23 protein-coding genes are annotated in these 26,129 nt (G+C 45.9%); 8 read left to right on the top strand and 15 right to left on the bottom strand.

The window, feature by feature from the left end:
• Positions 1-26: 26 nt before the first annotated feature.
• The 10 genes from AB4124_RS08060 to AB4124_RS08105 all read right to left on the bottom strand — a co-directional run bounded on the left by AB4124_RS08060 (position 27) and on the right by AB4124_RS08105 (position 11,270).
• On the bottom strand, positions 27-1,370 hold the full coding sequence (locus AB4124_RS08060; protein ID WP_441972250.1) for a lipopolysaccharide biosynthesis protein: 1,344 nt from the start codon (positions 1,368-1,370) through the stop codon (positions 27-29).
• A 14-nt stretch (positions 1,371-1,384) separates the two neighbouring features.
• Entirely contained in the window at positions 1,385-2,536 is a 1,152-nt protein-coding gene (locus tag AB4124_RS08065) for a glycosyltransferase family 4 protein (protein WP_441972252.1), read from the bottom strand.
• Positions 2,533-3,318 (bottom strand): SGNH/GDSL hydrolase family protein, encoded by a 786-nt coding sequence (locus AB4124_RS08070; protein WP_441972254.1) that lies wholly within the window; start codon positions 3,316-3,318, stop codon positions 2,533-2,535. Before AB4124_RS08070 ends, AB4124_RS08065 begins: the two co-directional genes overlap by 4 nt.
• A 1-nt stretch (position 3,319) precedes the next feature.
• On the bottom strand, positions 3,320-4,744 hold the full coding sequence (locus tag AB4124_RS08075) for an O-antigen ligase family protein (RefSeq protein ID WP_441972256.1): 1,425 nt from the start codon (positions 4,742-4,744) through the stop codon (positions 3,320-3,322).
• A complete protein-coding gene (locus tag AB4124_RS08080; protein WP_379416427.1) occupies positions 4,723-5,643 on the bottom strand; it encodes a glycosyltransferase family 2 protein in 921 nt (306 codons plus the stop codon). Before AB4124_RS08080 ends, AB4124_RS08075 begins: the two co-directional genes overlap by 22 nt.
• Before the next feature lie 29 nt (positions 5,644-5,672).
• The gene (locus AB4124_RS08085; protein WP_098741463.1) at positions 5,673-6,371 is read right to left on the bottom strand and encodes a sugar transferase; all 699 of its coding nucleotides are present in this window, start codon (positions 6,369-6,371) and stop codon (positions 5,673-5,675) included.
• A gap of 7 nt (positions 6,372-6,378) precedes the next feature.
• On the bottom strand, positions 6,379-7,278 hold the full coding sequence (gene galU / locus AB4124_RS08090; RefSeq protein WP_430204366.1) for a UTP--glucose-1-phosphate uridylyltransferase GalU: 900 nt from the start codon (positions 7,276-7,278) through the stop codon (positions 6,379-6,381).
• A 292-nt stretch (positions 7,279-7,570) separates the two neighbouring features.
• Positions 7,571-8,212, bottom strand: a complete 642-nt coding sequence (locus tag AB4124_RS08095; protein WP_326111899.1) for a CpsD/CapB family tyrosine-protein kinase — start codon at positions 8,210-8,212, stop codon at positions 7,571-7,573.
• Complete coding sequence (locus AB4124_RS08100; protein ID WP_215162813.1) at positions 8,193-8,945, bottom strand: YveK family protein; 753 nt, start codon at positions 8,943-8,945, stop codon at positions 8,193-8,195. Before AB4124_RS08100 ends, AB4124_RS08095 begins: the two co-directional genes overlap by 20 nt.
• Positions 8,946-9,302: 357 nt before the next feature.
• Complete coding sequence (locus AB4124_RS08105; protein ID WP_441972260.1) at positions 9,303-11,270, bottom strand: glycosyl hydrolase family 28-related protein; 1,968 nt, start codon at positions 11,268-11,270, stop codon at positions 9,303-9,305.
• A 243-nt stretch (positions 11,271-11,513) separates the two neighbouring features.
• Between AB4124_RS08105 and AB4124_RS08110 the strand changes: the two genes are divergently transcribed.
• The 7 genes from AB4124_RS08110 (at position 11,514) to AB4124_RS08140 (ending at position 16,808) form a co-directional block, all read left to right on the top strand.
• Positions 11,514-11,984: a VanZ family protein gene (locus AB4124_RS08110; protein WP_441972261.1), complete on the top strand. Its 471-nt coding sequence runs from the start codon at positions 11,514-11,516 to the stop codon at positions 11,982-11,984.
• Positions 11,985-12,068: 84 nt separating this feature from the next.
• Positions 12,069-14,018 carry an asparagine synthase-related protein gene (locus AB4124_RS08115; protein ID WP_441972262.1) on the top strand — a complete coding sequence of 650 codons (1,950 nt, stop codon included), beginning with the start codon at positions 12,069-12,071 and terminating at the stop codon, positions 14,016-14,018.
• A 16-nt stretch (positions 14,019-14,034) separates the two neighbouring features.
• Entirely contained in the window at positions 14,035-14,160 is a 126-nt protein-coding gene (locus tag AB4124_RS08120) for a paeninodin family lasso peptide (RefSeq protein ID WP_441972264.1), read from the top strand.
• Between the two features lie 103 nt (positions 14,161-14,263).
• Positions 14,264-15,187, top strand: a complete 924-nt coding sequence (locus AB4124_RS08125; RefSeq protein WP_441972266.1) for an aldolase — start codon at positions 14,264-14,266, stop codon at positions 15,185-15,187.
• Between the two features lie 276 nt (positions 15,188-15,463).
• On the top strand, positions 15,464-16,138 hold the full coding sequence (locus AB4124_RS08130; protein ID WP_441972268.1) for a Crp/Fnr family transcriptional regulator: 675 nt from the start codon (positions 15,464-15,466) through the stop codon (positions 16,136-16,138).
• Between the two features lie 68 nt (positions 16,139-16,206).
• Positions 16,207-16,422 carry a YgaP family membrane protein gene (locus AB4124_RS08135; protein ID WP_076322692.1) on the top strand — a complete coding sequence of 72 codons (216 nt, stop codon included), beginning with the start codon at positions 16,207-16,209 and terminating at the stop codon, positions 16,420-16,422.
• Positions 16,419-16,808 carry a carboxymuconolactone decarboxylase family protein gene (locus AB4124_RS08140; protein ID WP_441972270.1) on the top strand — a complete coding sequence of 130 codons (390 nt, stop codon included), beginning with the start codon at positions 16,419-16,421 and terminating at the stop codon, positions 16,806-16,808. Before AB4124_RS08135 ends, AB4124_RS08140 begins: the two co-directional genes overlap by 4 nt.
• Before the next feature lie 226 nt (positions 16,809-17,034).
• Here the strand turns inward: AB4124_RS08140 and AB4124_RS08145 are convergent, their stop codons facing one another.
• A complete protein-coding gene (locus AB4124_RS08145) occupies positions 17,035-17,256 on the bottom strand; it encodes a hypothetical protein (protein WP_441972272.1) in 222 nt (73 codons plus the stop codon).
• 161 nt (positions 17,257-17,417) lie between these two features.
• Positions 17,418-20,204: a glycoside hydrolase family 3 C-terminal domain-containing protein gene (locus AB4124_RS08150; RefSeq protein WP_441972274.1), complete on the bottom strand. Its 2,787-nt coding sequence runs from the start codon at positions 20,202-20,204 to the stop codon at positions 17,418-17,420.
• Positions 20,205-20,901: 697 nt separating this feature from the next.
• Here AB4124_RS08150 and AB4124_RS08155 point away from each other — a divergent pair.
• Positions 20,902-21,078 (top strand): hypothetical protein, encoded by a 177-nt coding sequence (locus AB4124_RS08155; protein ID WP_215162802.1) that lies wholly within the window; start codon positions 20,902-20,904, stop codon positions 21,076-21,078.
• Between the two features lie 184 nt (positions 21,079-21,262).
• Here AB4124_RS08155 and AB4124_RS08160 read toward each other — a convergent pair whose 3' ends face one another.
• The 3 genes from AB4124_RS08160 to AB4124_RS08170 form a co-directional block, all read right to left on the bottom strand.
• Positions 21,263-21,682, bottom strand: coding sequence for a DUF1259 domain-containing protein (locus tag AB4124_RS08160; protein ID WP_441972276.1), 420 nt, complete (start codon positions 21,680-21,682; stop codon positions 21,263-21,265).
• A 54-nt stretch (positions 21,683-21,736) separates the two neighbouring features.
• On the bottom strand, positions 21,737-22,156 hold the full coding sequence (locus tag AB4124_RS08165; protein ID WP_441972277.1) for a DUF1259 domain-containing protein: 420 nt from the start codon (positions 22,154-22,156) through the stop codon (positions 21,737-21,739).
• Between the two features lie 218 nt (positions 22,157-22,374).
• Positions 22,375-26,034: an S-layer homology domain-containing protein gene (locus AB4124_RS08170; RefSeq protein WP_441972279.1), complete on the bottom strand. Its 3,660-nt coding sequence runs from the start codon at positions 26,032-26,034 to the stop codon at positions 22,375-22,377.
• Positions 26,035-26,129 lie beyond the last annotated feature (95 nt).

The following is a 26,129-nucleotide window of genomic DNA, read 5'->3' on the forward strand; positions in this document are numbered from 1 at the left end:
TCACCTCTCCTTATGATCTGCCGCTATCACGTAGATTCCCTGCTGCGTGCTTTTTGTTTACGTATACGATCAAGCAGCCAAAGGAAATCGCTTTTCGAAATGATCCAATGTTGAAAAGTAACTTTATGCTTTAAGGTATAGATCAGAAAAATAACCGTAATTTCTATCAATGATGTTGCAAGTAAGGATATCGCCGCGCCTTGAATTCCTAAAAGTGGAATGAATAGATTCATTAATATAATATTCATTCCAAGCGTAGTGATACGAATGATGGTTACCGATCCAGGTTTACCAATGGACATAAAGCCTTGAGCAAGAATCCACGATATGCTGGTTACGGCCGTTTGAAAGATCAGAATTCGGAAAACCGTAACAGCCTCCAAAAACGATTTCCCGTACAAGAGAATCAGAAGATAAGGGGCGACCACGTAAACGACTGCGCCTACTACAAAGGTTACGACCGTACTGATTCGAGTGACCTTAAAAGTCAAACTCAGAGCCTCTGCCTGCTGAAGCCCCGAGGCCTTAGGGAACAAGACCGAGGTAATGGCACCCTGAATCGTATTCAACATCTTCGCTAGGTTAAGGGACACGACATATAAGCCCAAACTGCTAGGAGACAATAAGCCGACGACTAAAATCTGATCGATGTATCCAGAAAAGGTTCCTGCCACATCCGTCCCATACGATCTGATCCCATACCCAAGCAGTTTCTTTCCAGACTCAATCTTGTTCTTCTGCTTCATCTTGTAATGAGAGATCAGTTTATACGTTGTCCATACGGCAATCGGAATGACTGGAAAGAGGTACGCAACCGATGTGAAGAAAGGCGTAACATGACCCGTTACAACAAGAACGCAGAGCAAGATTAATGTGCCAAGTACCGGAATGTATCGCATGAAATTATAGAGATGGTACTCTTCCCTAGATTGCAGGGCCGCTGTATTGACCGTTCCAATCATGGCAATGGGCGACATGACCAGTGCCCAAACTGCAAATTCAATCACTTCGTCGGAATACCCTTTCATCCAGTACGGAATGATCACTGCACCGATTCCCATAGCAGCACAGCCGAGCAGTACACACATGTACAACGCCGTTACATAAAGAGAGCCCTGATTCCCATCCTTTTTTTTCATGTAATACACAAGTGCAGCTGGAATCCCCAGCGTTAAGGAGTAAGCTAAGAATCTGGGCCACATAATCATGGCAGCTTGTTCCCCTCGTCCCTCTGGGCCTAAGAAACGTGCGATTATTATCCCTGTCAACACGTTTAATCCAAGGATAAATACATTGGACGCAAATATTTGGACAACGTTTCCTAAACTGCCCCAATTCCTTCTTTGCTTCATTAAATTAGTGATAGCCATTCATTCTTATCCCTTCAGGCCTGGTTACCGGTCTTGAATTTTAAATTCGAAGTTTTATAAAACAGTTGCATGTATTTGCTGGACATAAGCTCCCAGGAGTTACTTTGCGCGTCCTCCCTTGCCCTCCGTGCCATCAATTCCAGCAACTCTCGGTCAGAACTTAGGTCCCTAAGCGCCTGTATTAATGCAGAGGTATCGTCAGGGTCCTCGATGATGACGGCAGATTGATTGGACAGAAGTTCAACGGCTCCGCAGCGATTGCTTGTGATTACCGGCAATCCGGAGGCCATAGCCTCCAATATAACGAGCGAAAACGGCTCGTACCTCGAAGGAAAAATAAATAAATCTGCTAGGGACATCATATCTGCTACGTCCTGCCGGTATCCCAGGAAATGAACACGGTCGCTAATTCCCAATTCTTGTGCTAGCTGGGGATATGGACTTTTCTCGGTATATCCAAGTACGATGAGCTCGATATCCTCAACCTTGGCCAGGGCTGCCAACACCGTATCCAAATTTTTTCGTTTGGACTTCAAATCCCCAGCAAACAGCGCGTAGGTTCGCTCAACTGCCAAGTTAAAATCGGCTCGATTCACTGTTCGCGGGTAGAACTCGTTCAGGTCAACACCGTTAGAAACCACGGAGATACGATGTGCTTGTATATAGGCATCCTGCACCAGCTCCTCTTTGACCTGTTCCGATACCGCTACAATTTGCCTTGTTTGCTGTAGGGCAAGACGTTCCAATAAGGCATTTAGACCGTTATAAATGAACTGGTACAAGCTTTTTGCATTTTTTTGCTCCCGGAAAGGATGATACTTAGACCTTATCCATGCACTATGAACAAAATGAATGCAGTTAATGTCAGAGCGGGCGTAAGTAATAAAACCGTTCACAACAACGAGATCTATTCCTCTCTGATGCGTCCATATCCAGATCGCGGAGTACAACGCGAACCACTGATACTTGAGCAGCATAGTTGGAATCCAGCTTGTTCCTATCTTTACCCATGTGATTTGCGGATGAGCTCTGAGCTCCTCTGATAACTCTGAGGATATTATGATAACGTCATGTCTTTCCTTCACGGCTTCGGCAATGACCTCATAATTGACTCTTCCCTGTCCGTCTCCTTTCTTCACCTTGTGTGTAACGAAACAGATCTTCATCGGCTTACCTCTCTCAAAACTTGGTTATATCCCAATAGCGAATATTGGACGATAGTCTCCATGAGTGCCTCGGCAATTTTTTCATGACCTTTCTCGTTCGGATGGAAGCGATCTTTGAAATAATCGCTCCATTGATGGAGTTGTCTCGAGGAGTCACACATAAAAACTCGTTTCGTCGACCTGCTGTCTTCGTAAATATCTTCTAATACCAATCGATATTCCCGCATCGAAGCGGAAGACCCCGGAAAGTATTTCTCTTCAATATCTCCAGGAGCGAGAAATATGATTTTAGTATGTTTGTTGCGATTAAGCATGTTTAGAATAAACCCCGTTGTGTGCAGTTTAAAATCGTCTATACCCATCCATGGCTTGCCGCCAAAAGCTTTAATAAGAGTAACCTTTACTCTCCACCTTAATCCAGACTCCAACATTTCCAGCCATCTTCTGGACCTCCGTGTCGAATAGTATGGTCTCGGATCCATCCATCCGGGCTTTCTCCACCTCTTCGGCATGAACCTGAGATAATGTTTGTGCTCTCTCACGATAGATTCTGTAATTCCGTGGGCAAACACGATAATATCAGGTTGTAATTCCAACAATTTATTCTCGTACTTCATTCTGGTTTCGTGAACCTGCATGGCACTAGCTCCAAAATTCATGATTTCTATCGGTTGTGAACTCAAGGACTGCAGTTTCTTCTGTAATAGGTTTGCATAAGTCTTCCCAGACCTACTGACACCGAGTCCCTGTGTAATGGAATCGCCTAAAAATACGACTAACATTTCATATTCCCTCCCGATTTGAGGACGTTGGCACATATGCAAGCGAAATGATCAGCAACAAAATAAACCCGCTAAATCCACTCAAAATATTGCTTGCCATTAATAGAAATAGAACTGCGCTGATGGCTGCAAAGGAAAGCGGGGAATAGACCTTTTCGGTCCTGCTCGACTTATAGAGGTACACAAAGAGATAAACCAATAAAATAACCACCGCTAACCCCAATGGCAACCCGAAAGTATAAAATATGTTCAAGTACCCGTTATCAAACGCCACTAGCGTGTCTGAATTTTGGGTTAATTTCGCTCCAAGTCCCGAGCTCCCGAGCCCCATTCCAACGGGATTAGCCATAACTGCCGAGAATATATGGGTGGAAAAAAGGAGCCGCTCATTAAATGAGTGATCATCTTCCAGGGAACCAAATGTATCGACCCGGGAAGTCACTTGACTCGAACCCGGCAGAAAAGGCAGTAAAAACTGATAAGCGAGCACAATGACGATCCCCAGCATAAGCAGTTGCATTTTGCTCTTTAGATGGGAACGGATAAAGTAAGCAACAATCATAACTGCATAAGCAATCCAACCTACACGAACCAGCGTCAGGAGGAGGGCGAAAGCCACGATCAAGGTTCCGACTACTCCGAACGCTCTCCATCTCTTTTGGACCGTCATGACAGCAAGCGCCAGAGCAAGAAACACACCCGCTGGCCCAGGCGAATTCAACAATGAAAACACGCGAAATTTCTGAGGTTCAGGAAGGCCTATTGATTTCATCTCGGAGCTGATCATCCAAAATTTATCCCAGGGAGGAAGAGCCAGGTATTGATAAATCCCATACGCGGCAACGATAACGGCAAGATACCCCAAGCTTCTAAGCCATTTATCTCGGACATCCTGATCGAAGCGGCATACATTGACGTAAGCCAGGACCAAGAATGGAACAACATAATTCAATAGATCAAAAACGGATGAAAATCCATATTTCAGGAATCCAACACCAAATCCATAAATCAGGGCAACACCCATGATTTTCAGGAGTAACCCGATTCTTCTTTCCAATTGCTTGATATTCTTGATAATCGGGATTAACATAACCAGGCTTATACAATAGGGAATTAGCGAGATAATGGAGGTGTTGGTGTAGGACTGAAATGACCAATCGAGCAATCTCCTCATTTCAGGGCTCATAACCCACATCAAGAGCGAGTACGGTACCAATGCATGGGGGCGTTTAAAGTAAATGTGCAGCGCCATCATCACACTAAGAAAAAGCAGCGTAAATTCTAGGAGTCTTATATGGAGCGATCCGATTGAGCCAACAATTCCAACCATGGCTCCAAGAACAATGACACACGCCAGCACTAAGAGGCGATAAAACAATCGTCCCATAGCGGTTCGCGTACCACTTATTCCAAAGATTCTCTCCATGTTCTCCAACCATCCCATCTGCCTTTAAAGGCCAACCTTACTTTTTTCAACGCCATGTTTTTTTGAAGGGGTAATAGTCGTATACATTGGAAGACACCAGGTGTAGCTTTGCTCCCTACGGTAACCACCCAAAATAAATATAGCGCGCGGTTGATCATGCCCACATGCTTTAACACTGAATAAGTTTCATTATGTACCGCATTTATAAAGGCGGTCTCATTGAAGTCGTTCCGCTGATCCTCGTCAAATCGTTCAGCCGGAAAATGATCAACACATACTTGAGGATCATATATCAATTTCCAGCCCTTCTTCTTAACAGCCAAACTAAACTCTAGTTCGTTATGGACTTGAGCACCTGTTCCCTTCAATTTCTCGTCAAACCTCAATCCTTGAATAGCCTCTCTTCGAAAACTCATATTGGCGCCTTTCAAAATATCAACTTCCCGCACCTCTCCTATACCTACGTGATGATTCCCGATGATTCGCCCGTAAGGTTTGATAATGCCAACCTGTCTTTTCCCGGCCGGAATAGGGGTACCCCGGAAATGCACGACGTCCCTACCCCCAACACCTCCTATATCAGGTTTCGAAAGATAATGATGTTCCAGCTTTTCAAGCCAATCGGCATGGGGAACCGTGTCGTCATCAGTTAATACCACGATCGTGCCAGTGCTTTGCTGAGTTCCGGCATTCAATGCAGCGATTACACCGGTTTGTTCAATGAGCACCATTTTGACGTTCTTAATATTCATCAAGGAAAGATGCTGCAATGTCTGATGATCCGTATTTCTTATAATAAGAATGATTTCGTCAGGGTACCTTGTCTGCCGCTGAATTCCTTCCAGGCATTTATGAAGAGCTTCTACCCGTTTATAAGTCGGAATGATGATGCTAATCATTATGTTCATTCTCAAGACACTCCATCATTTTAATAGGCCGAATTCGGAAATATCATAACTTTTACTGTTCGGAACATGACCTTCATATCCAGCCAAATTCCTCGACGTTCGATATATTCCAAATCCAAAGCCAGCATTTCATGAAAACTTAAGTTATTTCGTCCACTCACCTGCCACAAGCCCGTACAACCGGGGCTTACCTTCAATCGCAGCTTATCATAACTGCTGTACTGCATTACTTCTCTAGGCAATGCCGGCCTTGGACCTACCAATGACATCTCTCCGCGAACGACATTCCATAGCTGCGGCAACTCATCGATACTCGTCTTGCGAATAAACTTCCCAATTTTTGTAATCCGAGGATCTTCCCTCATCTTAAACATGGCACCATTAATTTCATTCTGTTCAAGCAGCTTATCAAGCAACTCCTCTGCGTTAGACACCATGGAGCGAAACTTGTACATTCGAAACGGCCTTTCGTTTTTTCCGACACGAGTTTGATAAAAAAAAACAGACCCCTTTGGGTCTTCAAGCTTTATAAGTATAGATATGATTAGAAAGAGTGGCGATAGCAACACAAGTCCAAAAAGTGCGAAAACAAAGTCCATCCCTCTCTTCACCGTCAGATACAGGATTTTGGATTTTTGATCTTCCACAGCATATTGTGCATATTTGGAAGATCCCTCTAAAACAGCGTCTGCTTCGTTCCGTTGCGGACTGGGGTACATCTTTCGTTCACCTCATTAGTGATTTATTTTGCTCAAGTGCTCTCTCAAGAATCGTCTCCATACCTTGAAGCAGCGGTTTGCGAAGCTCATCATTTTGCAACGCAAAGTCAAGGGTAGTCATTATAAAACCAAGCTTTTCGCCAACATCATACCGTGTCCCTTCAAAATCGTAAGCATATACGCCCTGGGTCTCGTTCAGTCTTTGTATCGCATCTGTCAGCTGAATTTCTCCACCGGCTCCTTCCTCTTGATTCTCTAGAAACCCAAAAATTTCAGGAGTTAATATGTATCTTCCCATAATTGCCAGACGAGATGGCGCTTGGCCAGTTGGTGGTTTCTCGACAAAATAATCCACTTGATATAATCGGTCCATTCTCTCCAGAGGGGCGACGATGCCGTAACGATGCGTCTGTTCGTGAGGAACGATTTGCACCCCGATCACAGATTTCTGCATCTGTTCAAACTGCTGTGCCAACTGTTGAATGCATGGTGTTTGGGATTGCACAATATCATCCCCAAGTAGCACGGCGAACGGCTCATTGCCAATGAAATTGCGGGCGCACCATACAGCATGCCCAAGTCCACGAGCTTCTTTCTGGCGTATGTAGTGAATATCAACATTAGAGGATCGACGTACTTCGTCAAGTAAATTGAATTTACCCTTACTGAACAAGTTATGCTCAAGCTCGAAGGCATGGTCAAAATGGTCTTCAATGGCCCGTTTGCCTTTGCCCGTCACAATGATAATGTCCTCGATCCCTGATGCTACCGCTTCCTCGACGATGTATTGAATGGTGGGCTTATCTACTATCGGGAGCATTTCTTTCGGCATTGCCTTCGTTGCAGGCAAGAACCGCGTACCCAACCCTGCTGCAGGGATAATTGCTTTTTTCACTTTCTTCATCATTCATTCACTCTCCAACTCTATTTATAATATGGTTACAAATCCCTGAAACAGTGACTTTTTAGCAGAAGGACTTAGCTATGCCCTCTTCGGTTTGAAAAGGACATAACTAATACTTCTAATAAGGGCATTCAACCCGTCCTCACGTCACACCCTCGACAATGATGTCTAAGGTCTCCTGGGAGACCCACAGCGTGACCGAGTGTCTACAGTGATATAGGTGCAGTAGACATTACCTTCTGATTCTGGTTTGACAGCCTTTCTATGATGAAGTGAGCAGCCCATTATTCAAAGCCTAGATGACCCGATTTAGAACAATACCGAGCATCCGGGCGTTTACATGATCCAGCTGTTCCTTTGCCTTTTTGAGATGGTCTTTTTTCACCTTTCCAGCAGCAGCTACCATAATGACACCATCACACAAAGAACCTACAATCACGCTGTCGGACACCGAAAGCACGGAAGGCGTATCAACGAGTATGACATCATATTGATCTTTCAATTGACTCAATAACTCCCGCATACCCGACGAATCAATTAATTCTGATGGATTAGCAGGAACTGGGCCCGAAGGGAGAAGAGATAAATGCTCAATCGTTGTCTCCTGTATGGCATCCTGAATACTAACGTGACCCGTCAGTAGTGTACTCAAACCTTGATGATTCAATTGGGAGAAAACACGGTGTAATGAGGGTTTACGCATATCCGCATCAATCAAGAGCACCTTCTTGCCTTCCTGAGCGTATGTAACAGCCAAATTGCTTATTGTTGTGGTTTTACCTTCTCCGGGCTGGGATGATGTAACCATAACCGTCTTTAATTCCTGATCTTTGGAGAAAAACGGAATTTTCGTTCGAAGGAGGCGATATACTTCCGAAACCTGCGATTTCGGGTTATGGGACACAACAAGACTTATGTCATTGATTGAGCGTCGCATATTGATTCTCACCTACCTTTTGTTTTTGAGCGGCTTTCACTCTCGCCGATTTCCGCAGGTCACCTTTGCTAACCTTACCTACCACTGCAAGTACAGGAACATTCATAATCTCCACAATTTCGGCTTCGGTCTCGAGCGTATCGTCAAGATAATCCAAAAGAAATACAAATCCGATCGCCAGTATGAGCGAAACGACAAAACTGATCAGCATGTTCATGAATGGGTTGAAATTGATGGGGGCGGGAGTAACAGTTACATCTGCCTCACTTAATATCGTGATATTATCCACATTCATGATGTTCGGAATTTGCTCCTTGAACACGGTTGAGACACCATTAACAACCTTCGCTGCCTTGGTATAGGAAGTATCCTGATATACCAGGTTCATGACTTGCGAATTGTTGGCAGAGGTAACGGAAATCTTCGCTGCCAGCTGGGCGGGACTCTCTCCCAATTCCGGATATTTCTCAACCACCTTATTCATAACAGCGGATGACTTGATAATCTCCTTGTAAGAATTAATTAGAAATATACTGGTCTGGATGGTACTTGCATTCAGGGTAGCTGCTCCATCTCCTGACGATTGGTTAACAATAAGCTTAGCGTTTGCTGCATAGATGGGTGTCGTAAAATAGAAACTTTTAACACCTGCAACTGCCATTGCGATAATGACAATAACCGCGATTAACCACCATTTCTTCTGAACAATTCGAAAATACTGTTTAAGTTCCATGCCGTCGCTGCCCCCTGTTAATTCTGAATTTATTTATTGGTTGTATTGGAATCCTTTCGGGTAAGATGACATCCTTGTCTTCAAGCTTGGTTGATACAATTCGTATACAATTTATATTCCATAATTTACGATACACTTTGTATCATGTCAAGGTTAATTTTCATGTTTTTCCAGGAATAAAGACACATATTGTATCAACAAAAAGACGAACATTTCATTGTTAGCGCTTACTATTTATTAAGATTCCATGGTTTCAACCTTGGGGGCAGCTGTCATCTCCTCCAATAAAAACAGCTCGTTGATAAGGCTATCAACGAGCCGTTCCCTGGGGGCACTGCTATGAAGTAGGGCCTGACGTCATGCTTGCGTAATTTGCAAACTGCCATTGGCAATCGAGAGACGGTACCTGGCATTGGTTACGGAATCTGTTAAAATGATGCCTTTTCCGGATCCGCCGATTTCAAGTGAATCGGTTATATAGCTATGAGGATGCGGAGAATAGGAACCGATATGATCCCAAGTTACCATAACTCCTGCAATATAAGTCTCGCCCGATTTCGGAATAAACCCTATGCTGAAATCATGCAGCAATCCCGTTTTGCTTGCCATTTCCCTCCCCCGATGATGTTTCCAACTCTTCGTCCTCCATGTCACGGCATCGTTAAAAATATACTCTGCGTTCTGAGCTGAAATGCGGCCGATCGACTTATACAGGGAACCACTTTCATATTCTGTTTCCAATATGAAATATTGCATTGCAAGGTTTCTGTTTGCGTCCCCCTGGTAGGGTAAGGCCGAAGCATTGAATTTAATTTTTACGCTTGGAGAATGCACTCCATCAGGCGTCACCTTCAAAATGACAGGCTGGTTACCAATCACCTGTTTCATCTCATTTGAAATGGGAACCGGTATCTGATCTGCCGTGACAAGACTGAGAGAGCCGCCGTTTGACACCGTCCAATTGGAGAGCATCTCCGGATTCAAAAGCAAATTCGGCGCTGAAACCGGCATAAGCGCTCGATGCTCTCTTTCTTCCATACGTGCTCGTAAGTCAACTGTTTTATAAAGAGGAGTTACTTTCCTTCGGATAACCGTATCCGGGATGACCAAACCACACAGATCAGACTCCTTGTCACCCGTCAATGTATCAATATACGCCGAGCCGATAGCTCCGGGAGCAGAGGATTTTCTTAACGCTCCAAGATCATCATTGAATGTGACAGGAGCCGTAATCGTCCCGAACCAAGCCGCATACTGCTGCTTCTCGCCGGGCACTTTCAGTTCATCCGGTAACGGAAACTCCCAGTTTCCCAAGTTCCCGGAATACGTTGGCACCGACCAGGAGAACCCAAAGCCAAACATCCGCAAATTAGAGGTTGCGGATTTCGTCAGCAATTTGATAGCGGCTTCTCCGCATTGTTCAAACTGAGCGCTGGTGTAGATCCCGCTTAATCCTCGGACCGAGGAGGCCTGATTGTACTCATCAAGTCCGCTGTCAATGCATTGATAGATGGCATAAGGCGAGAAGCCAAGATGCGTCCGGTGCAAATGGGCATCAAAACCACCGCGATGACCTGCATTTAACAAGGTGCCTAGCATGATTCCACAGAACGCACCAGATACTCCTCCACCCTGATAAAAATAATCTCCGGAATTAATTCGACAGTACACACCTATTAATCCGTTCCAGGTGCAATCGTACGAATAAACATGGCCATTTGTGCTGTTAAGCAGTTGACCGACTTTTACTCCCGAGGTTCTGACATTTCTGAAAATAGGTGTTGCTTTACCCGCCACTTCTATTGCAGCGGTTCCCACAGCAAACATGCCATAGCTGCTTTGGTCAAATCGGTCTTTATTCACCCAGGCCGCAAGGTTTCTGGAGTTGTAATCGGCAGTACCGGTAACCGCAAAATCCTCAAAAACGGCCTTGTCGCCGGAACTGCGTATTCTAATGCAAGGAAGCAGATCTGTTGATATGTCTATCGGATCCCAAATGATTCTAGTTCCCATTTCCCCACTATCCACATAAGGAGCGATGCCGAATATCCCTCGACTGTTATTCTCTATGGTTTGCCTGATTCGATAGGTACCAGCCGGGACAAACATCTTATACCGCTTTTCACACACACTCATAGCTGCCTGAAAAGCCGCCGTATCATCAGCTTCCCCGTCTCCGACTGCTCCAAACCACTTAACGTTGATTCCATGACTCTTCATTTCCTCATCCAACATAATAAAATTGGAACTTAGCTCTTCAGGAAGTATCGGATCTGTAGGTGACCATGCATTCATCTTCATATAATTCGTTTGCTGTTTCGCCATACTGATTTCCTCCTTGCTAACTAGTGGCAAAAACTATTCCGTAAACGCTTAGCAATGATGCCACTTAAGACAGTATCCTTACTCCTTTATCAAAACGGGCCGTTATTAATCTTGAAATAAATCTACAGCTGCTATAATATACAACCTTAGTTAGATACATTATGTATCAACGGCCCTTCCTGTTCCTGCAATTTATAAGAATGTACCCAATATTGAAGCGCTTTTATGAAAAGAGGCTCTCCTATGCGCATCGTTCTTACGGTTATCTGGGCTCTTGCCCTGTTTATCTTCACTTGCTCTGTTAACTTCAATCTGTTAATCCAATATCATATTATTGATTTCCAACTCAATCCAAATCCTGATTGGTCGGAACTGTTAAGGCTTGATTTCCAATGGGCTAGCCACGACTGGATTTTGCGGAAAATTGGTCATTTCATCGGTTTCTTTATTCTTGCTCTGCTCGCTTCGAATTTCGGTAAATATAAGTCTGCTTTTTATTTGTGTATCATCTACGCCGCCTTAACGGAGGTCCTCCAGCTCTTTTTCTTCCGGGGTGGCCGGGTCTATGATGTGATTAACGACGCCTTCGGTGTTCTCCTGGCTTATTTTTGCTGTCTCATCCTGTTCCGAAAAAGCTCCAGGCAGAAACGAAACGTTAATCTTGTTATTTCAGCCAATTCCAATCATCCAAAACACGAAGAAAAAAAACATTGATACGTATTGTATCATATTGTATAATGACTACGATACAATAGGTATCAAGTAGTGATTGTTCTGGTCCAATTGGAGGAAATTCAAATGAGTGCTATTGCCGGTATTTATCGTTTTAATGGGGAAGCGGTCCAGTCGGAACACGGCGGACTTATCATGGAGGCTTTGAGGCAATATCCGGCCAACCAAAGCGGGTTATGGAACATGAATCACATCATGTTGGGTTGTCATGCACAGTGGATTACGGAGCAATCCGTCCAGGAATGTTTACCTTACTACGATTCGAACCGGGGGCTTGCCATAACGGCTGACGCCATTATCGACAACCGCGATGAATTAATGGATCAATTGCAAGTGCCGCATCACTCGAGGCAACATATGACAGACAGTGAAGTTCTGCTCCTCGCTTATGAGAAATGGTCCGAACGAATGCCGAAACGGTTGGTCGGGGACTTTGCTTTCATCATTTGGGACGAGAGAAAGCAGCTCCTTTTCGGAGCCAGGGACTTCTCAGGCGCAAGGACGCTCTATTACCATCATAATGAGCAGCAGATCTGCTTCTGTACGGCCATCAATCCTTTATTTTCATTACCTTTCATACATAAAGAGATCAATGAAACATGGTTGGCTGAGTTTCTGGCGATCCATGGCGTTTTTGAACCACCAGACGTATCCACTACGATCTACAACAACATCCTTCAGCTACCGCCATCTCATAAAATCATCATTAAGAATGATAACGTATCGGTTACCCGATACCATAGCCTCTCGGATGTCATTCCTTTGCAATTGGCATCATCAGAAGAGTATGAAGAGGCTTTCCGGGAAGTATTCAACAAAGCCGTAACCGCACGGCTTCGGCGAACGAATCGAAATGTCGGAGCTCACCTTAGCGGAGGATTGGATTCAGGTTCGGTGGTTAGTTTTGCGGCCAGAGCGTTAGAGCATGAAAACCGTTCGCTACATACCTTCAGTTACGTGCCAGAAACCGGATTTGTGGATTGGACGCCGAAGCACAGGCTTGCAGACGAGAGACCTCTCATTAAGCAAACGGTACAATTCGTGGGGAACATTAACGACCACTATTTAGATTTCTCCGGAAGAAGTGCTTTCACGGAAATCGATGATTGGCTTGACATCCTGGAGTCTCCATATAAGTTTTTTGATAATTCGTTTTGGCTTAGGGGCATTTTCGAGCATGCAGAACAACGAGATATCGGGATTCTGCTTAATGGAGCCAGAGGAAATTACAGCATCTCTTGGGGACCTGCGATCGAATATTACACCAAACTCCTGAAGAACCTCAAGTGGCTTCAGCTAACGCAGGAAATTAAACGATATAGCCGGAATGTTGGAGTAGGTCGCAGACGACTGTATTCCATTGTCGGTCGTAAAGCCATTCCGGTACTGAAACAGCGAAGCTCTTCAATCGCTTCCGGCGATTTCCCACAGTTAATCAATTCCGACTATGCCAAACGTGTCGGTATTTATGAGAAACTCCATGACCTTACGTTCACGGGAATCGGTTCGACAGATGATCTGCCTGACGACCCCTTGGAAGCGAGAAGAGTGCATTTCGAAAGAGTCAACATGTGGAGCGCAACCGGTACAAGTAACTGTAAACTTTCTCTTCGTTATTCTCTATGGAGCCATGATCCCTCGAATGATCTAAGGGTTATCCGCTTCTGTTTATCAACTCCCATGGAGCAATTCGTTCAGAAAGGGATGGACCGTGCTTTAATTCGTCGTTCTACGAAAGGCTGGCTCCCTGATTCTATCCGTCTTAACCATCGAACAAGAGGGATTCAAGCAGCTGATTCAATCCACCGAATGCTAAGTGACTGGCCTGTGTTTTTAGCAGAACTGGACCGTGTATCCCACGATTCCCGAATGCAGCAGATCATCAACATGCCTGTCATACACGATGCCTTAGCAGAAGCCCGCCAAGGGATCAGCCCGAATCAAGCCTACAATCCCACCATTAAACTGCTTATGCGCAGCGTAATTTTGTATCGATTCCTACAAAAAAATTTCTGAAAGGAGGTGAATCTATATGAAAAAGGAATGGAGCGTACCTGCTTTGGAGGTTCTTGACATCAAAATGACCATGGCTGGTCCTGGTAGTGCACTTCCGGATGCAGTTCAACCGGATCCGGATGAAATGGTTCACTTCAGCTAACATATAAAGCCATCATGTTCTGATAAAAAGAGCCCCTATACGCCTGATCGGGTATACGGGCTATCTTTTTTTATTCGCATATTAAATCATTGGAGTGAGGACCATGCTTCAAACGTTAAAGCCAACCACATATAAGGCCTTCGGGTTTTCCATCCATAGTGACATTCCCCTGCCTGAGTTACAGCCCGTCGTCCTCCCGGATGCTTTCGCCGATATTGTCATCCGTTATGCTGATCTGACCGAAAGATGGCTTGGAAGACCTGATAAGTCAAATAAAACATTCTTATGTACCGAAGATATGGTCATGTTCAGAGTACCTGAACTCGCTGTTTTTGCAATAGAGGGCGGGACGACCATTTCTGTCTCCCTAGAGAAGGGCGCTGCAGAGGATAAAATCCGGCTGTACGTGCTTGGATCTTGCATGGGTGCCCTTTTACTGCAGCGTAAAATACTCCCCCTGCACGGCAGTGCGGTAGTCATTGACCATAAAGCCTATGCCTTCATCGGCCACTCGGGACACGGGAAGTCGACGCTGGCCTCTGCCTTTCTGCAGAAAGGATATCAATTGGTAACGGATGATGTCATCGCTGTGACGCTGGATCAGCAAAATACTCCTTATGTAACACCAGCTTACCCTCAACAAAAGCTTTGGCAGGAAAGCCTCGAAGTTTTTGGAATGGACTCCCGTCATTTCCGGCCCTTGTTCGACCGTGAAACCAAGTTCGCCATCCCCGTTACATCCCAATTCTCCAACAAGCCCCTGCCGCTGGCTGGCATCTTTGAGCTCGTTAAAACGGATTGCCGTCAACTGCATATACGTGCGGTTGATAAATTAGAGAAGCTGCCACTGTTGCATCGTCATACCTATCGAAACCAACTTCTATCCGGCAGCGGATTAACGAAGTGGCATTTTGACATTACGGCCCGCATGTCCGGCAGTATGGCTATGTACCAGATTCAACGTCCATTAAACGAACATACCGTGCACCAGCTAACGGCCCTGGTCTTAGATACCATAAGTGAGTAATCGTGAACTTCATGAGTCGTTTATCTAATCATCCTGCAGCCCTCAAACACCCTCCATTACATATGCCCCTCATTAAGAATCCCCAAACGACAGGTTTGGGGATCATTTCACTATTCCACAGCTCAGCCCCGACAAGCCAAAGCCTTTGTCTGCGTTACACCCTTTCACTTTCCCTGAAATCACATATAATCACCATCTAATATTAATTAAGCCTATAATGAGAGTTAACCATATCCAGGTTTACGACGCTGAATTCAATTGTAAAAGGAGCCCCCTATGAATCCCTCTGAAATTGATCGAATAACCGCTATTCTCCCTTTCCTGTCCACGATTCCGCATCGTGATTGGCAACACGCTGAGCTCGTGTCCATAGACCCTTCTACTCCGCATAGGATTCAAGAGGGCCATATGCTGCAGCATGCGATGTTCATGGTGAAGGGAAGCGTCCGAATTCATAAGATTAGTGAGCAAGGAAGAGAAATTACCTTATACCGAGTCCAAGGCGGGCAAAGCTGCGTGCTCATGATGGCAAGTATTCTGGGAGAATCAGAATATGAAGCCTCGGCTTCAATTGAAGTGGAAAGCGAAATTTTGCTTATTGCGGTAGGCGTATTTAGAGAATGGATGGATCATAACAAACCTCTTAGACAATTTATTTATCAGCAATTTGTGCAGAGAATAACGGCCGTTACGAACCTTCTCGAGGACATTGCATTTAAACCGATGAACTATCGACTGGCCCATTTTTTATATACGAATACGAATGACGATCTAACAGCATTGAAGATCACGCATGAACAGTTAGCCGTAGAGCTAGGAACAGCCCGGGAAGTCATTAGTCGCATGCTAAAGGACTTTCAAAACCAAGGAATCCTGTCGCTATCCAGAGGGAATATCCGTCTTACCGATCGATTGGCTCTAGAGGAGATCATCCAGCAATACTTATCGTGACTTAGTCACGGAAAAGGATTCGATATCCCGCTAAGATGGAATTAATTCCAATGATGCGGAGGTATGATATGAAAAATGTCGGTGGTATCGACCGGTTATTCCGGTTCATTCTGAGTTTCCCTCTTCTGTTTGTTCTTTTTTATCTAGATAGTAACTGGAGGTACATCGGTCTGATCGGGCTAGTTTTATTGTTTAATGTCCTGACTCGAATCTGCTTCATCAACCGTATTTTTGGGATCAATTCCTGCCGGATAAAGAGAGGGACAGGTGAGAGACCGCTATGACCCATTATTACGACTCTTCCAACTTAAAGAAAATTCCCGAGCTTATGCAGCTTGCCCCCGAGGCCTCCGCCTCTTTTCTAGCCTTTGAAAAAGACGTCTACCAGACACTCAATCACATCCCGCTAAAGACAAAAGAACTGATTGCCGTGGCCATCGCGCATGTTACAGGTTGCCCTTATTGCATCGACGTTCATGTGAAGAAATTCAAACAATTAGGCGGTACACGAGAAGAAATCCTTGAAGCTGTATTCGTAGCAACGATTACTCGCGCAGGTGCCATCCTCAGTCACGCCACCCATGCATTAGTTGCATATGACACCACAACAGCTTCCCCAGACGACGCGCAGCAAAATGAACCTCCGGATCAACCAGAGTGTTTTTGTTAGCGCTGTTCCTAACGACTTGTGCATTAATAAGTATGTTCCTGCTTCAGAACATGAAAAAGACACTGGCCTGCGGTCAGTGTCTTTTGCTGTATGGGGGATCTTCTGAGCTGTATCATTTACACGTTCATATAAAAGCACCCGCTCTTTGCGGGTTTAAGGTATGGAGACGAGGGGAGTCGCTCCCCTGTCCGAAGACAGCCAAGGGAATGCATGAGATAATCATGCTTTAAGCATCCAGCGGAAGGCTTTCAATAGCTGTGAAAAATACGTCCAGCAGCTCTTTATCAAATGTTTGTTTTACGTAATCCGATATCCGCGCTAGCTCTTCCTCGCCGTTATATTCCAGGCATGCACGCCCTTCACACCATAATACCGTACAATGAAATCGTTGCTTCACATGCTCAATAACATAGTCTTGTTCCACACATTCACGTATCGCTGATGCCAAACGTCTCACACCCTTTCATCTCTTTAAGTTCTTGCATCACCCTTATTATTCAAATTTCAAATATTTCTTCGATGACATTCGTCACACATATTGGATATCGGTAGGAAAAAAGGGGTATCCAAAAGATCCTAGATCTGTTGGATACCCCTTTGTTTCTAAATTTACACCTGTTTAAATTCAATCCAGTCGATCTGCAAGCCGGGCTTGACGAAGTCCAGCTTCATCTCATAATACCCCGCTTCCAGCTCCACTTTGACAAGCTTCTGTTTGATCCATCTGCCGTCGGTACCATTTGTTTGAATCGTGGTCACCGGTTGGTCGTTCAGCGTTACGTTGCACGCGCTTTGGGCCAGTTCGGTTTCCGGAGACATAATGCGCACAATGATCCGGTACTCGCCGGATTCTTCCACCTTCACATAAGTCGACCCCGCTGCAACCGGCTTTACTTGCGTGCTCTTCGATAAAGTTTGTGCTTGTTCCGGCGCGAGAGAAGGAGCGGATTTAAAAGTACCTACGGCTTCCTCGATCACCTGTTTTCTTGAAAATACCGGCGCATGCATCAGGAACCGACAAATGTTCATGGCGCTACGCTGTAACTCTCCACGAGTCAGCGTACCATTTTCCAAGGATGCCAAGGTATTGTCTTCCCATGCATTGATTTCCGCACCGTAATTCATAACCACCATGTAGAGATCATTTTGGGCGCGGACCATCCAGTTCGTGTTTTTGCGATCGGCTGGGCCTCCGTTCACTACGTCGTTCATAATGGCCCACCAGTCGGTCATCACGATGCCCTGGAATCCCCACTCTCCCCGTAGAATAGTGGTATTCAAATCATAATTGGAAGCCGCCCAGTGTCCATTGATCGGGTTATACGAGGTCATGATGGAGTTGGCCCCGCCCTGCTTCACCGCGATTTCAAAACCTTTTAGATAAATTTCACGAAGGGCGCGTTCGGACACAACAGCGTCGACTTTACTGCGATGCTTCTCCTGGTTGTTGCAGGCAAAATGCTTCAGGGTGGCATTGGAGCCGCCCTTCATAATCCCGCGTGTGCATGCCGCAGCAAATACTCCCGAGATCAGCGGATCTTCCGAAAAATATTCAAAATTGCGTCCATTCAGCGGGCTGCGCCGAATGTTCAGACCCGGTCCAAGTAACGTATCAATGTTGTAGCTGAGTAACTCCCGGCCTTCCATAACATAGAGCTCTTCGACCAGCTCAGTGTTCCAGGTTGCCGCAAGCAGGGTTCCAATAGCCACCTGCGTTGCTTGCTGTCCGCTATCCATCCGAATCCCGGACGGCCCATCCGCCGTACAAGCCACCGGAATTCCGTAATCGAGCAAGCTGTCGCTCACCCCGCCAAAAGCCGAAGCCGTTCCCGCTGTAACCAGCGGACTGCTCATGCCTTCTCCTCTGACGATCACCGCCAGATCTTGATCGCTTAGTTGAGCGATAAAGGCTTCCAAACTGACTTTTCCCCCATAAACGTCCCTTAAGGTATAACCTCGATTGCCCGTTTGCTCCAAGGTAAGCGGTAGGTTTTGGTGAATGCGCTCCTCCATGTTAATCTTGCGCTGCGGCACCTCTGTATATGTCAGTTCGTATGATCCGTCTTCCTTGCGACGGCCCGGCTTCATTCGGGTGAAGCTTTCCGTTGGCGCCATGGCTTCCTGCAGCTGCTCCACAACTTGCAGCGTTTCTACAACGTAACCATCTTGGCCATCCAAACCGATAGGCTTCACATTCTTCACGCTCGTTCCCACATACAAACGGTAGGTTCCGGCCTCCAAGACATAAGCGGAAGCCTGTCCCGTCACACCAGCGTCATCATAGGAAGCCATGGCGTGGACCGGGAAGCTGATGGTGAGCGTCTGCGAATCCCCCGGCCCAAGCTCCTGCGTCTTTCCGAATGCCGCCAACACTTTGGCAGGCTTGCCCAGGACGCCTTGCGGTGCTTCGTAATAAACTTGCACAACCTCTTTACCTGTATAGGTGGTCCCGATATTTTTTACGTTTACTCCGATTTCAACGTACTGCTCTCCCTCTCTAACCACCAACCTGGCTTCTTGTGGCTCGATTTCAAACGACGTATACGCCAAACCGAAGCCGAATTCATACTGGACGGCAACGGGTCGAAACGTTTCGAAAAAACGGTAACCCACATAAATATCCTCTTGATAAACATTCTTTAGCTCGTTGCCGTAATTACGAGTCGATGGATAATCCTCGATCGAATAAGCAATCGTATCGGTTAATTTGCCGCTTGGCGTCACCTCGCCAACTAGTACGTCCGCAATCGCGTTACCGCCTTCCATTCCACCGTGCCAAGCATAAATCACAGAGGAAATCGGGTGCACATAACTATCATCGGACATCCAGCTCATATCGATAATGTTGGACACATTCAGGACAACTATCGTGTGCTCGAAGTGCGTTGTCACCTGCTGCAGCATCGCTTTTTCTTCAGACGTTAACTGGTAACTGCCCGGCTCATTGGCATTATCCTGGTCTTCACCGGCTGTTCGCCCGATGACAACAATCGCCTTATCGGATGCCTGTCTTGCTGCGGATACCAGCTCATCGGTCAGAGGCATTTCTTTCTGATGCCACGGTTCAGCCGCCCAACCGCCGCCGCCATTATCGAAAGGGTTTTGTTCAATCCACTGTTCATAGGCAGCTGCCAATTGTTCGTTGACGGTGATGTTCTTCTTATCCCGAAGGCCGCCGAGCAGATTCGTTGTATGGGAAACATGAACGCTCCCGCCCGAACCCGTACCACTGCGGTAATAATTAATTTGCGTTCTGCCAAAAACAGCAACGTTTTCGTTCGGTTGAAGGGGAAGCACCTGTCCTTCATTCTTTAACAATACGGCACCTTCGGCAGCGACCTTTCGGCTAAACTCAGCAAAGCCTTCCAAAGGAGCTCCCATTCTCTGTGTACTCAATATATTCCCTCCCGTTTGCTTTCTCCTGTATCCAATTGATAATGAAGAAAGATTAGTAAATGCCTGATGAATTTCAACATTAGGTATGAGGCATCTATGTACTATCATAGTAACAAATTCTGTATAGGAATATGTGAAAAGTCTTGAAGTTGCTGAAAAGAGTGCAGTTTCGGTTGAGAGATCAACCGGATAATAATTTGCTAAACACAATCGTTGAGGACTAAAAACGGGTATGATAAGATAAGAATAGAAATAAGGACGGTGTGCCAACCGTCCTCAGTACAACATCTTGAGTGGAATCCCCTCCAAGATCATGTGTGATCAGAAAGTAACCCACTTCGGCGACAACCTAAGAGTGGGTTACTTTCGTTTATCGATGTAAGTTAGCAATGCCAACAGGAATAACCCGAAGGTAAGCACTTCACCAAACGAAATGTTCATCGCATCACCTCCTTTCGGAGGTTACGCCCACTCAAGGTGTGTTGTACCCTCTCAAATACAATAAATTGAAGGGATATCATAATACCGTGCAATGAAATCGCTGCTCTATGTGCTCAATAACATAATCTTGTTCCATACATTCACGAATCGTTGCTATCAAACGTCCACTGTAGATCTACAACACGTATATCCGTACAACGGGCAGCACATAATAATCCTCATTAACCTATATAAGTATACAAGGAGGAGCTTTCAATTGAGCACAAACCAACCGGACAAGAACCTTATCAACACGGTGGAACAGCTGGCAGAGACACCCGTGAACAGCCATGAGGCCCAGCAACAGCAGCAGGCTCGCAACGATCGCCGGAAACAAGCGCTGCATGACAGCGATGACAAATACAAAGAAAATGAATCCAAGAACTATCATTAGGATCGTCAGTGATGTCTGAACTCAATTAACACGCGTGGTTCGCCTTCCTTTTCAAATGTGAAAACGTAAAAAAGCGACCGATCAAGGTCGCTTTTCTAATGGTACAAATGGAATGATATCCACTATGACCTCACATATTTACCAGCTCAATTGTCTATATCGAGTACCTTCTTTTTGCTCCACATTAACCCAAGAAAGCAATGGAACGTTTTACTTTCCTTGCAAATGCAATGGGATTATCGATCGACTCCCAGTGAATATACATCAAACGCGGGTTCTCAAACAGCCAGTGATTGTGGACCGCTGTCACTTTAATCCCATTTTTACGAAGATTGGTCAGCAATTGATTTACTTGACTTTGTAAGAGAGCGGTTTCCCCTAAACAAAGTGCGCGACCGGAACTGTCCAGGGATTCAAACGAGAATAATTGATAACGGATCAAAGGGGAAGTCGTCTTTCTTCCTAAAATAGATGCTCTTATTCTCCGATTTCTGGAGACAAAACAAACCGGGCCTTTTGTAATTTCATGCTCCGTTCCACCTAAAATGGTTGAGAATTGGTTACATAGTCTTTTAAAGCGAGGACTTGCTTTCACTTCCACCATACGAAATCATCCTCTCATTAAATGATATGATTCAACTGTATAACTCAGGCTGCATTAACCCAAGAATGCAATGGATTCTTTTGTTTTTCTTGCAAACGCAACAGGATTGTCAATAGATTCCCAATGCATATACATTAAGCGAGGTTGTTCTTTTAGCCAGTGATTATGAACCGCTGTTACTTTTATCCCACGTTTGCGGAGATTCGACATCAATCGATTCACCTGATTTTGGTGAACGGCAGTCTCACCCAAACAAAGCGCGCGGCCCGATTTATCAAGAGATTCGAAGGAAAACATTTGCATCTGAACCAAAGGGGAGCGCGTTCTTCTTCCCAAGATAGATTCCCTTAGGTTCGTCATACGCGTAACAAAACAAACCGGACCTTCCTCGATTTCCGATTGGCCTCCCAGAATTCTTGCAAATTGGGTACAGAGCCTTTTGAATTGCGGGCTTACCTTTACTTTTTCTGCCATAATAAATCCTCCTTTAAACATATTCTTTGTATCCTATGATTAAAGGCAAAAATAGTATTGGATCAATAACTTATTTATAAGAACAAATTAGAGGTTGCAGCATCCCGAGCCTATCACAAGCAGACATTCCAGCGGAAAAAGACCACCTTTAAAGGTGGTCTTCATAGTATGCGAGGAGGCAAACCGTGACTACTTAAAGCCACATTTCGCTGACACCCCTATTCCTTCCAATCTTCAATTCCGGTCTCGAGCTGCTCGAATGCATGCAGAATCGAAGCTTCCATAATGTCTGAGTAATAGCTGTGGGTTTCCGGAACATCGGTCCATTTCGGTTCAACCTTGATATCCCAAGGTTTACGGTCCAGCAGTTGGTTAAGAATTCGAACAACCTCTAATCTCGTAATCGGCTGATTCGGATGGAACGTCTCCTCCGTAAAATCGAACAGCACGCCTTGCTCCTGGGCCGTGGCGATGGCTTTCTTAGCCCAGTGTCCCTCTACGTCCGTGTATGTGCTGTCCTGGGCGGCGTCCCATTGATTCATATTCATGAGAATCTGTGCAAATTCCGCCCGCGTTATCTGTTTCTTCGGTTTGAACGTCTTGTCACCGAAACCGACCATCCATTTATTGTTGGTTGCGGTCGTGATCGCGTTCGTTGCCCAATGTTTCGCACTCACATCCGAATACGATACTTTCTTCGAGCTCGCTGCGGATGTATACAAACGGGACAGGATCGCAGCCATTTCGGACCGGACAATTCCACGATCCGCTTGGAACGTGCCGTCGGGATATCCGACCATGTATGCGCGATGATCGCCTGCGGCCTTCACTTTCGGCTCCTGGGAGAAGCTGAATTTCACGATCGTGTCACCGACATGGATGATACCGTCCTTAATGTAGCTGTCATGTCCGAAACGCTCTTCACGCTTGTCGTTACGGCTGTCAAAAACAACATATCCATTCTTCTCGCCTAGGAAGTAGTAATCGCCATCCGCATAAACCATCCAGCCGTACTGACCGCTGTTTGAGCTAATCTGTGAATTATGATTTTTGTTGGGTGCAAAATCCGGAAGCTCAGGCAAATTGACAAGCGTTCCCGGCACTCTGCCTTTGGAACGATTCAGCTCCGTGTCCGCCCAATACAATTGCATATTCACGCCTGCTACAGGCTGATCAGTCACCTTATCGAGAATCGTGCCATATGGATCGACCAAATCAACCGATAACTTGGCATTTCCTTTGCTATCGACGCTTAGCTTGCCGGCAGGACCAGCCAGTTTCTCCCCGTTAGGCGCGATCACGTTCAGTGACAACGTATATTCGCCTGATGCAACTTTCGGAAGCGTAAAGCTGCCGTCCTGGTTCATTACGATATTCGGCAGATTCAGTTCTTGCCCGGTTGCCGATTTTATTTTCCCTGTAACTTTCAAGTTGTCTCCGACGAGTTTCGTAATTTTGTCCTGAACGACTTTGCCCCCGTTGGCTTGGTCGGAAACAACGACGTCCGTTTTCATAGTAGGTGCAGGTTGTTGTACAACGTTCGTATTCCCTGCGGGTGGATCCACTGCAGGTGGATTTTCTGCCGGTACCGCAGGTACGATGGGCTTGACACTAACCACATTGGACAAGCCTGCAAATGGACCCGATTCGACGTTTAGTCGGAAATAGTAGGTTTCACGGCTCGATAAACCGGCTACGGTTGCACTCGTTGAATCGGCATCCAGTGCCTCCAATGGGCTGACCGGCGTAAAGTTGGTGCCGTCCGTGGATTTTTCAACCGTGATGTTCAATGCCCCCGTTAGTGCAGGGAAATTCAATGTTACTCGCTCTATCCCTGGAACAGCAGACAACGTGGTGATCGGTTCCGAAGGCGAGGCCTGAACCACATTGGACAAACCTGCATATGGACCCGATTTGACGTTCAACCGGAAATGATAGGTTTCGCCGTTCGTTAATCCGGTTACGGTTGCACTCGTTGAAGAAGCATCCAGCGTCTCCAAGGGGCTAACCGGCGTAAAGCCGGTTCCATCGGAAGATTGTTCAACTATGATGCTCGTTGCCCCTGTTAGAGCAGGGAAATTCAATGTCACCTGCCCATTGCCTGCATCGGCCGACAACGTGGTTAACGATTTCGAAGGCGAAGCTTGGACTACGTTGGATAACCCGTCATATAGTCCGGATTCGACGTTCAATCGGAAATAGTAGGTTTCACCGTTCGTTAATCCGGTTACGGTTGCGCTTGTTGAAGCAGCATCCAGCGTCTCCAATGGACTTACCGGCGTAAAGTTGGTCCCGTCGGCAGACTGTTCAACCACGATGCTCGTTGCTCCTGTGAGAGCCGGGAATTTCAATGTCGCTTGCTCATTGCCTGCAACAGCGGTCAATGTGCTTAAAGGAGCCGGATCTGCGGCAAGAACATAGACGGTAAACGACTTCTCGCTTGTCAGCCCGTCTTTGGTGATGGTTGCCGTCAAGGTCACGTAAGTTCCCGATTGGGCGATAACCGGTCTCGTCACGGTTCCGTCGGGTGCGATGACCGACGGCTGGTCGGAGGTCCAGACAGTGGTTACGCCATCGTCTTGTTGCAACTTAATATTGTTTTTGACCGAGTTTTTCATGTCGCCGGACTGATATTGGATATCCGTATTGTTCTCTGCCGCTTCAATGGCCAGAATAGCAGCTTTATAATCCGAAATGAGTTGGTCCGCGATGCGATCGGCAATTTCTTGAATGATATCGGCGCTGGTTTTGTCGGAATGGACATGCAGTCCCCCCTTCGAAATGCCGTCGATAAACGTTTGGTCGATGTCCTCATAGGTAGCGCTGGTTACGCCAACATATTGTGCGCCTCTGTTATTGAACGAGTCCGTCAGCTTGGATTGATTCGATCCCCGATCTAATTCCCCGCGAGGGTCATCGTTAATGTTTACGACATAGCGCAGCGGCGCCGTCCCCCAAAGAATATTATCCACGGCTACATCCAATGTCTTGCTCGAAGTTGAATACAACTTCATATTGTCGAATGAAAAAATCGAGATGATCTCGCAGCCATGGCCTATATGGCTAACGATTGGACCAAATTCATTTCCGTAAACATCCGGGAGGGCTAAATTCCGAATGATTTGGTCGCCATTATCCCACATGCTCAGCGTTGCATCCGTTACAACGATTTTAATGCTGTGGTGAGTGGATGTCCCTTTTGGATAACTTCCGATTGAGGTAACGCCTGACATGGAACTCAGAGATCTTCCCGTCTCATTGTGTAACGCAGTGGCATCTACACCATTGATTTTATATACATTGACAGCGCCTTGAACATATAAAATCGTATAACCGCTTAATTTCCCGTTGCTGTCGATCTGGGTATTAAATAGAAAACCGCCGCCTTCCATGCTGTGGTAATCCACTTTGGATTCATCCATGTCAAAGGTGATGATCTTTTTGCCCGAAGGGCTTCCCTGCGTCAGCATGAAATCCTTATAAGCAGGCGAGGTATAACCATAGAAGGTTAACGTGTTGCCGCCGTTGGAAATCTGAACATGATTGTAATCGGCGGTTTCAACGGCCGGAGGCGTAGCTCCAAAACCATAAGGATCTATATACCAGCTATCATAACCCTCATGCACATAAGTCGTATCCGTTACCGTTGCCCGGTCTGCGCTCGCGTCCATGATCGACACATATTTGGGATTTACGCCTTCCGCCATCAGCCTGGCTTTAATCGAATCATTCAACTGGCTCTCAAAATCACTGGAATCATAGATGCTCGTTCCGGCATTATAGTAAACCTCTGCTACCGGCGCGAGTGCATATGCCATCGGCATATTCGTAACAATGAACAGCGCTGCCACGATCATTGAAATTATTTTTTTCTTCAACTATTTCACCCATCCTGTAAGTTAGTAACCGTACGACGTCCAACAATGACCCTTGACCCCTTGTCTCATCCATAAATAATTTGTGCGGATAACCC

Source organism: Paenibacillus sp. 2KB_20, assembly GCF_052115765.1.
In the GTDB taxonomy this organism is placed as follows: Bacteria; Bacillota; Bacilli; order Paenibacillales; family Paenibacillaceae; genus Paenibacillus_AQ.

Bases quoted from the DNA above. Each gene is read 5' to 3' on its own strand.
- AB4124_RS08115 (WP_441972262.1), top strand. From the start codon at position 12,069: ATGAGTGCTATTGCCGGTATTTATCGTTTTAATGGGGAAGCGGTCCAG.
- AB4124_RS08125 (WP_441972266.1), top strand. From the start codon at position 14,264: ATGCTTCAAACGTTAAAGCCAACCACATATAAGGCCTTCGGGTTTTCC.
- AB4124_RS08160 (WP_441972276.1), bottom strand. From the start codon at position 21,682: ATGGTGGAAGTGAAAGCAAGTCCTCGCTTTAAAAGACTATGTAACCAA.
- AB4124_RS08105 (WP_441972260.1), bottom strand. From the start codon at position 11,270: ATGGCGAAACAGCAAACGAATTATATGAAGATGAATGCATGGTCACCT.
- galU (WP_430204366.1), bottom strand. From the start codon at position 7,278: ATGATGAAGAAAGTGAAAAAAGCAATTATCCCTGCAGCAGGGTTGGGT.
- AB4124_RS08110 (WP_441972261.1), top strand. From the start codon at position 11,514: ATGCGCATCGTTCTTACGGTTATCTGGGCTCTTGCCCTGTTTATCTTC.
- AB4124_RS08070 (WP_441972254.1), bottom strand. From the start codon at position 3,318: ATGTTAGTCGTATTTTTAGGCGATTCCATTACACAGGGACTCGGTGTC.
- AB4124_RS08085 (WP_098741463.1), bottom strand. From the start codon at position 6,371: ATGTACCCCAGTCCGCAACGGAACGAAGCAGACGCTGTTTTAGAGGGA.
- AB4124_RS08135 (WP_076322692.1), top strand. From the start codon at position 16,207: ATGAAAAATGTCGGTGGTATCGACCGGTTATTCCGGTTCATTCTGAGT.
- AB4124_RS08075 (WP_441972256.1), bottom strand. From the start codon at position 4,744: ATGGAGAGAATCTTTGGAATAAGTGGTACGCGAACCGCTATGGGACGA.
- AB4124_RS08060 (WP_441972250.1), bottom strand. From the start codon at position 1,370: ATGGCTATCACTAATTTAATGAAGCAAAGAAGGAATTGGGGCAGTTTA.
- AB4124_RS08140 (WP_441972270.1), top strand. From the start codon at position 16,419: ATGACCCATTATTACGACTCTTCCAACTTAAAGAAAATTCCCGAGCTT.
- AB4124_RS08100 (WP_215162813.1), bottom strand. From the start codon at position 8,945: ATGGAACTTAAACAGTATTTTCGAATTGTTCAGAAGAAATGGTGGTTA.
- AB4124_RS08165 (WP_441972277.1), bottom strand. From the start codon at position 22,156: ATGGCAGAAAAAGTAAAGGTAAGCCCGCAATTCAAAAGGCTCTGTACC.
- AB4124_RS08065 (WP_441972252.1), bottom strand. From the start codon at position 2,536: ATGAAGATCTGTTTCGTTACACACAAGGTGAAGAAAGGAGACGGACAG.
- AB4124_RS08095 (WP_326111899.1), bottom strand. From the start codon at position 8,212: ATGCGACGCTCAATCAATGACATAAGTCTTGTTGTGTCCCATAACCCG.
- AB4124_RS08120 (WP_441972264.1), top strand. From the start codon at position 14,035: ATGAAAAAGGAATGGAGCGTACCTGCTTTGGAGGTTCTTGACATCAAA.
- AB4124_RS08080 (WP_379416427.1), bottom strand. From the start codon at position 5,643: ATGATTAGCATCATCATTCCGACTTATAAACGGGTAGAAGCTCTTCAT.
- AB4124_RS08130 (WP_441972268.1), top strand. From the start codon at position 15,464: ATGAATCCCTCTGAAATTGATCGAATAACCGCTATTCTCCCTTTCCTG.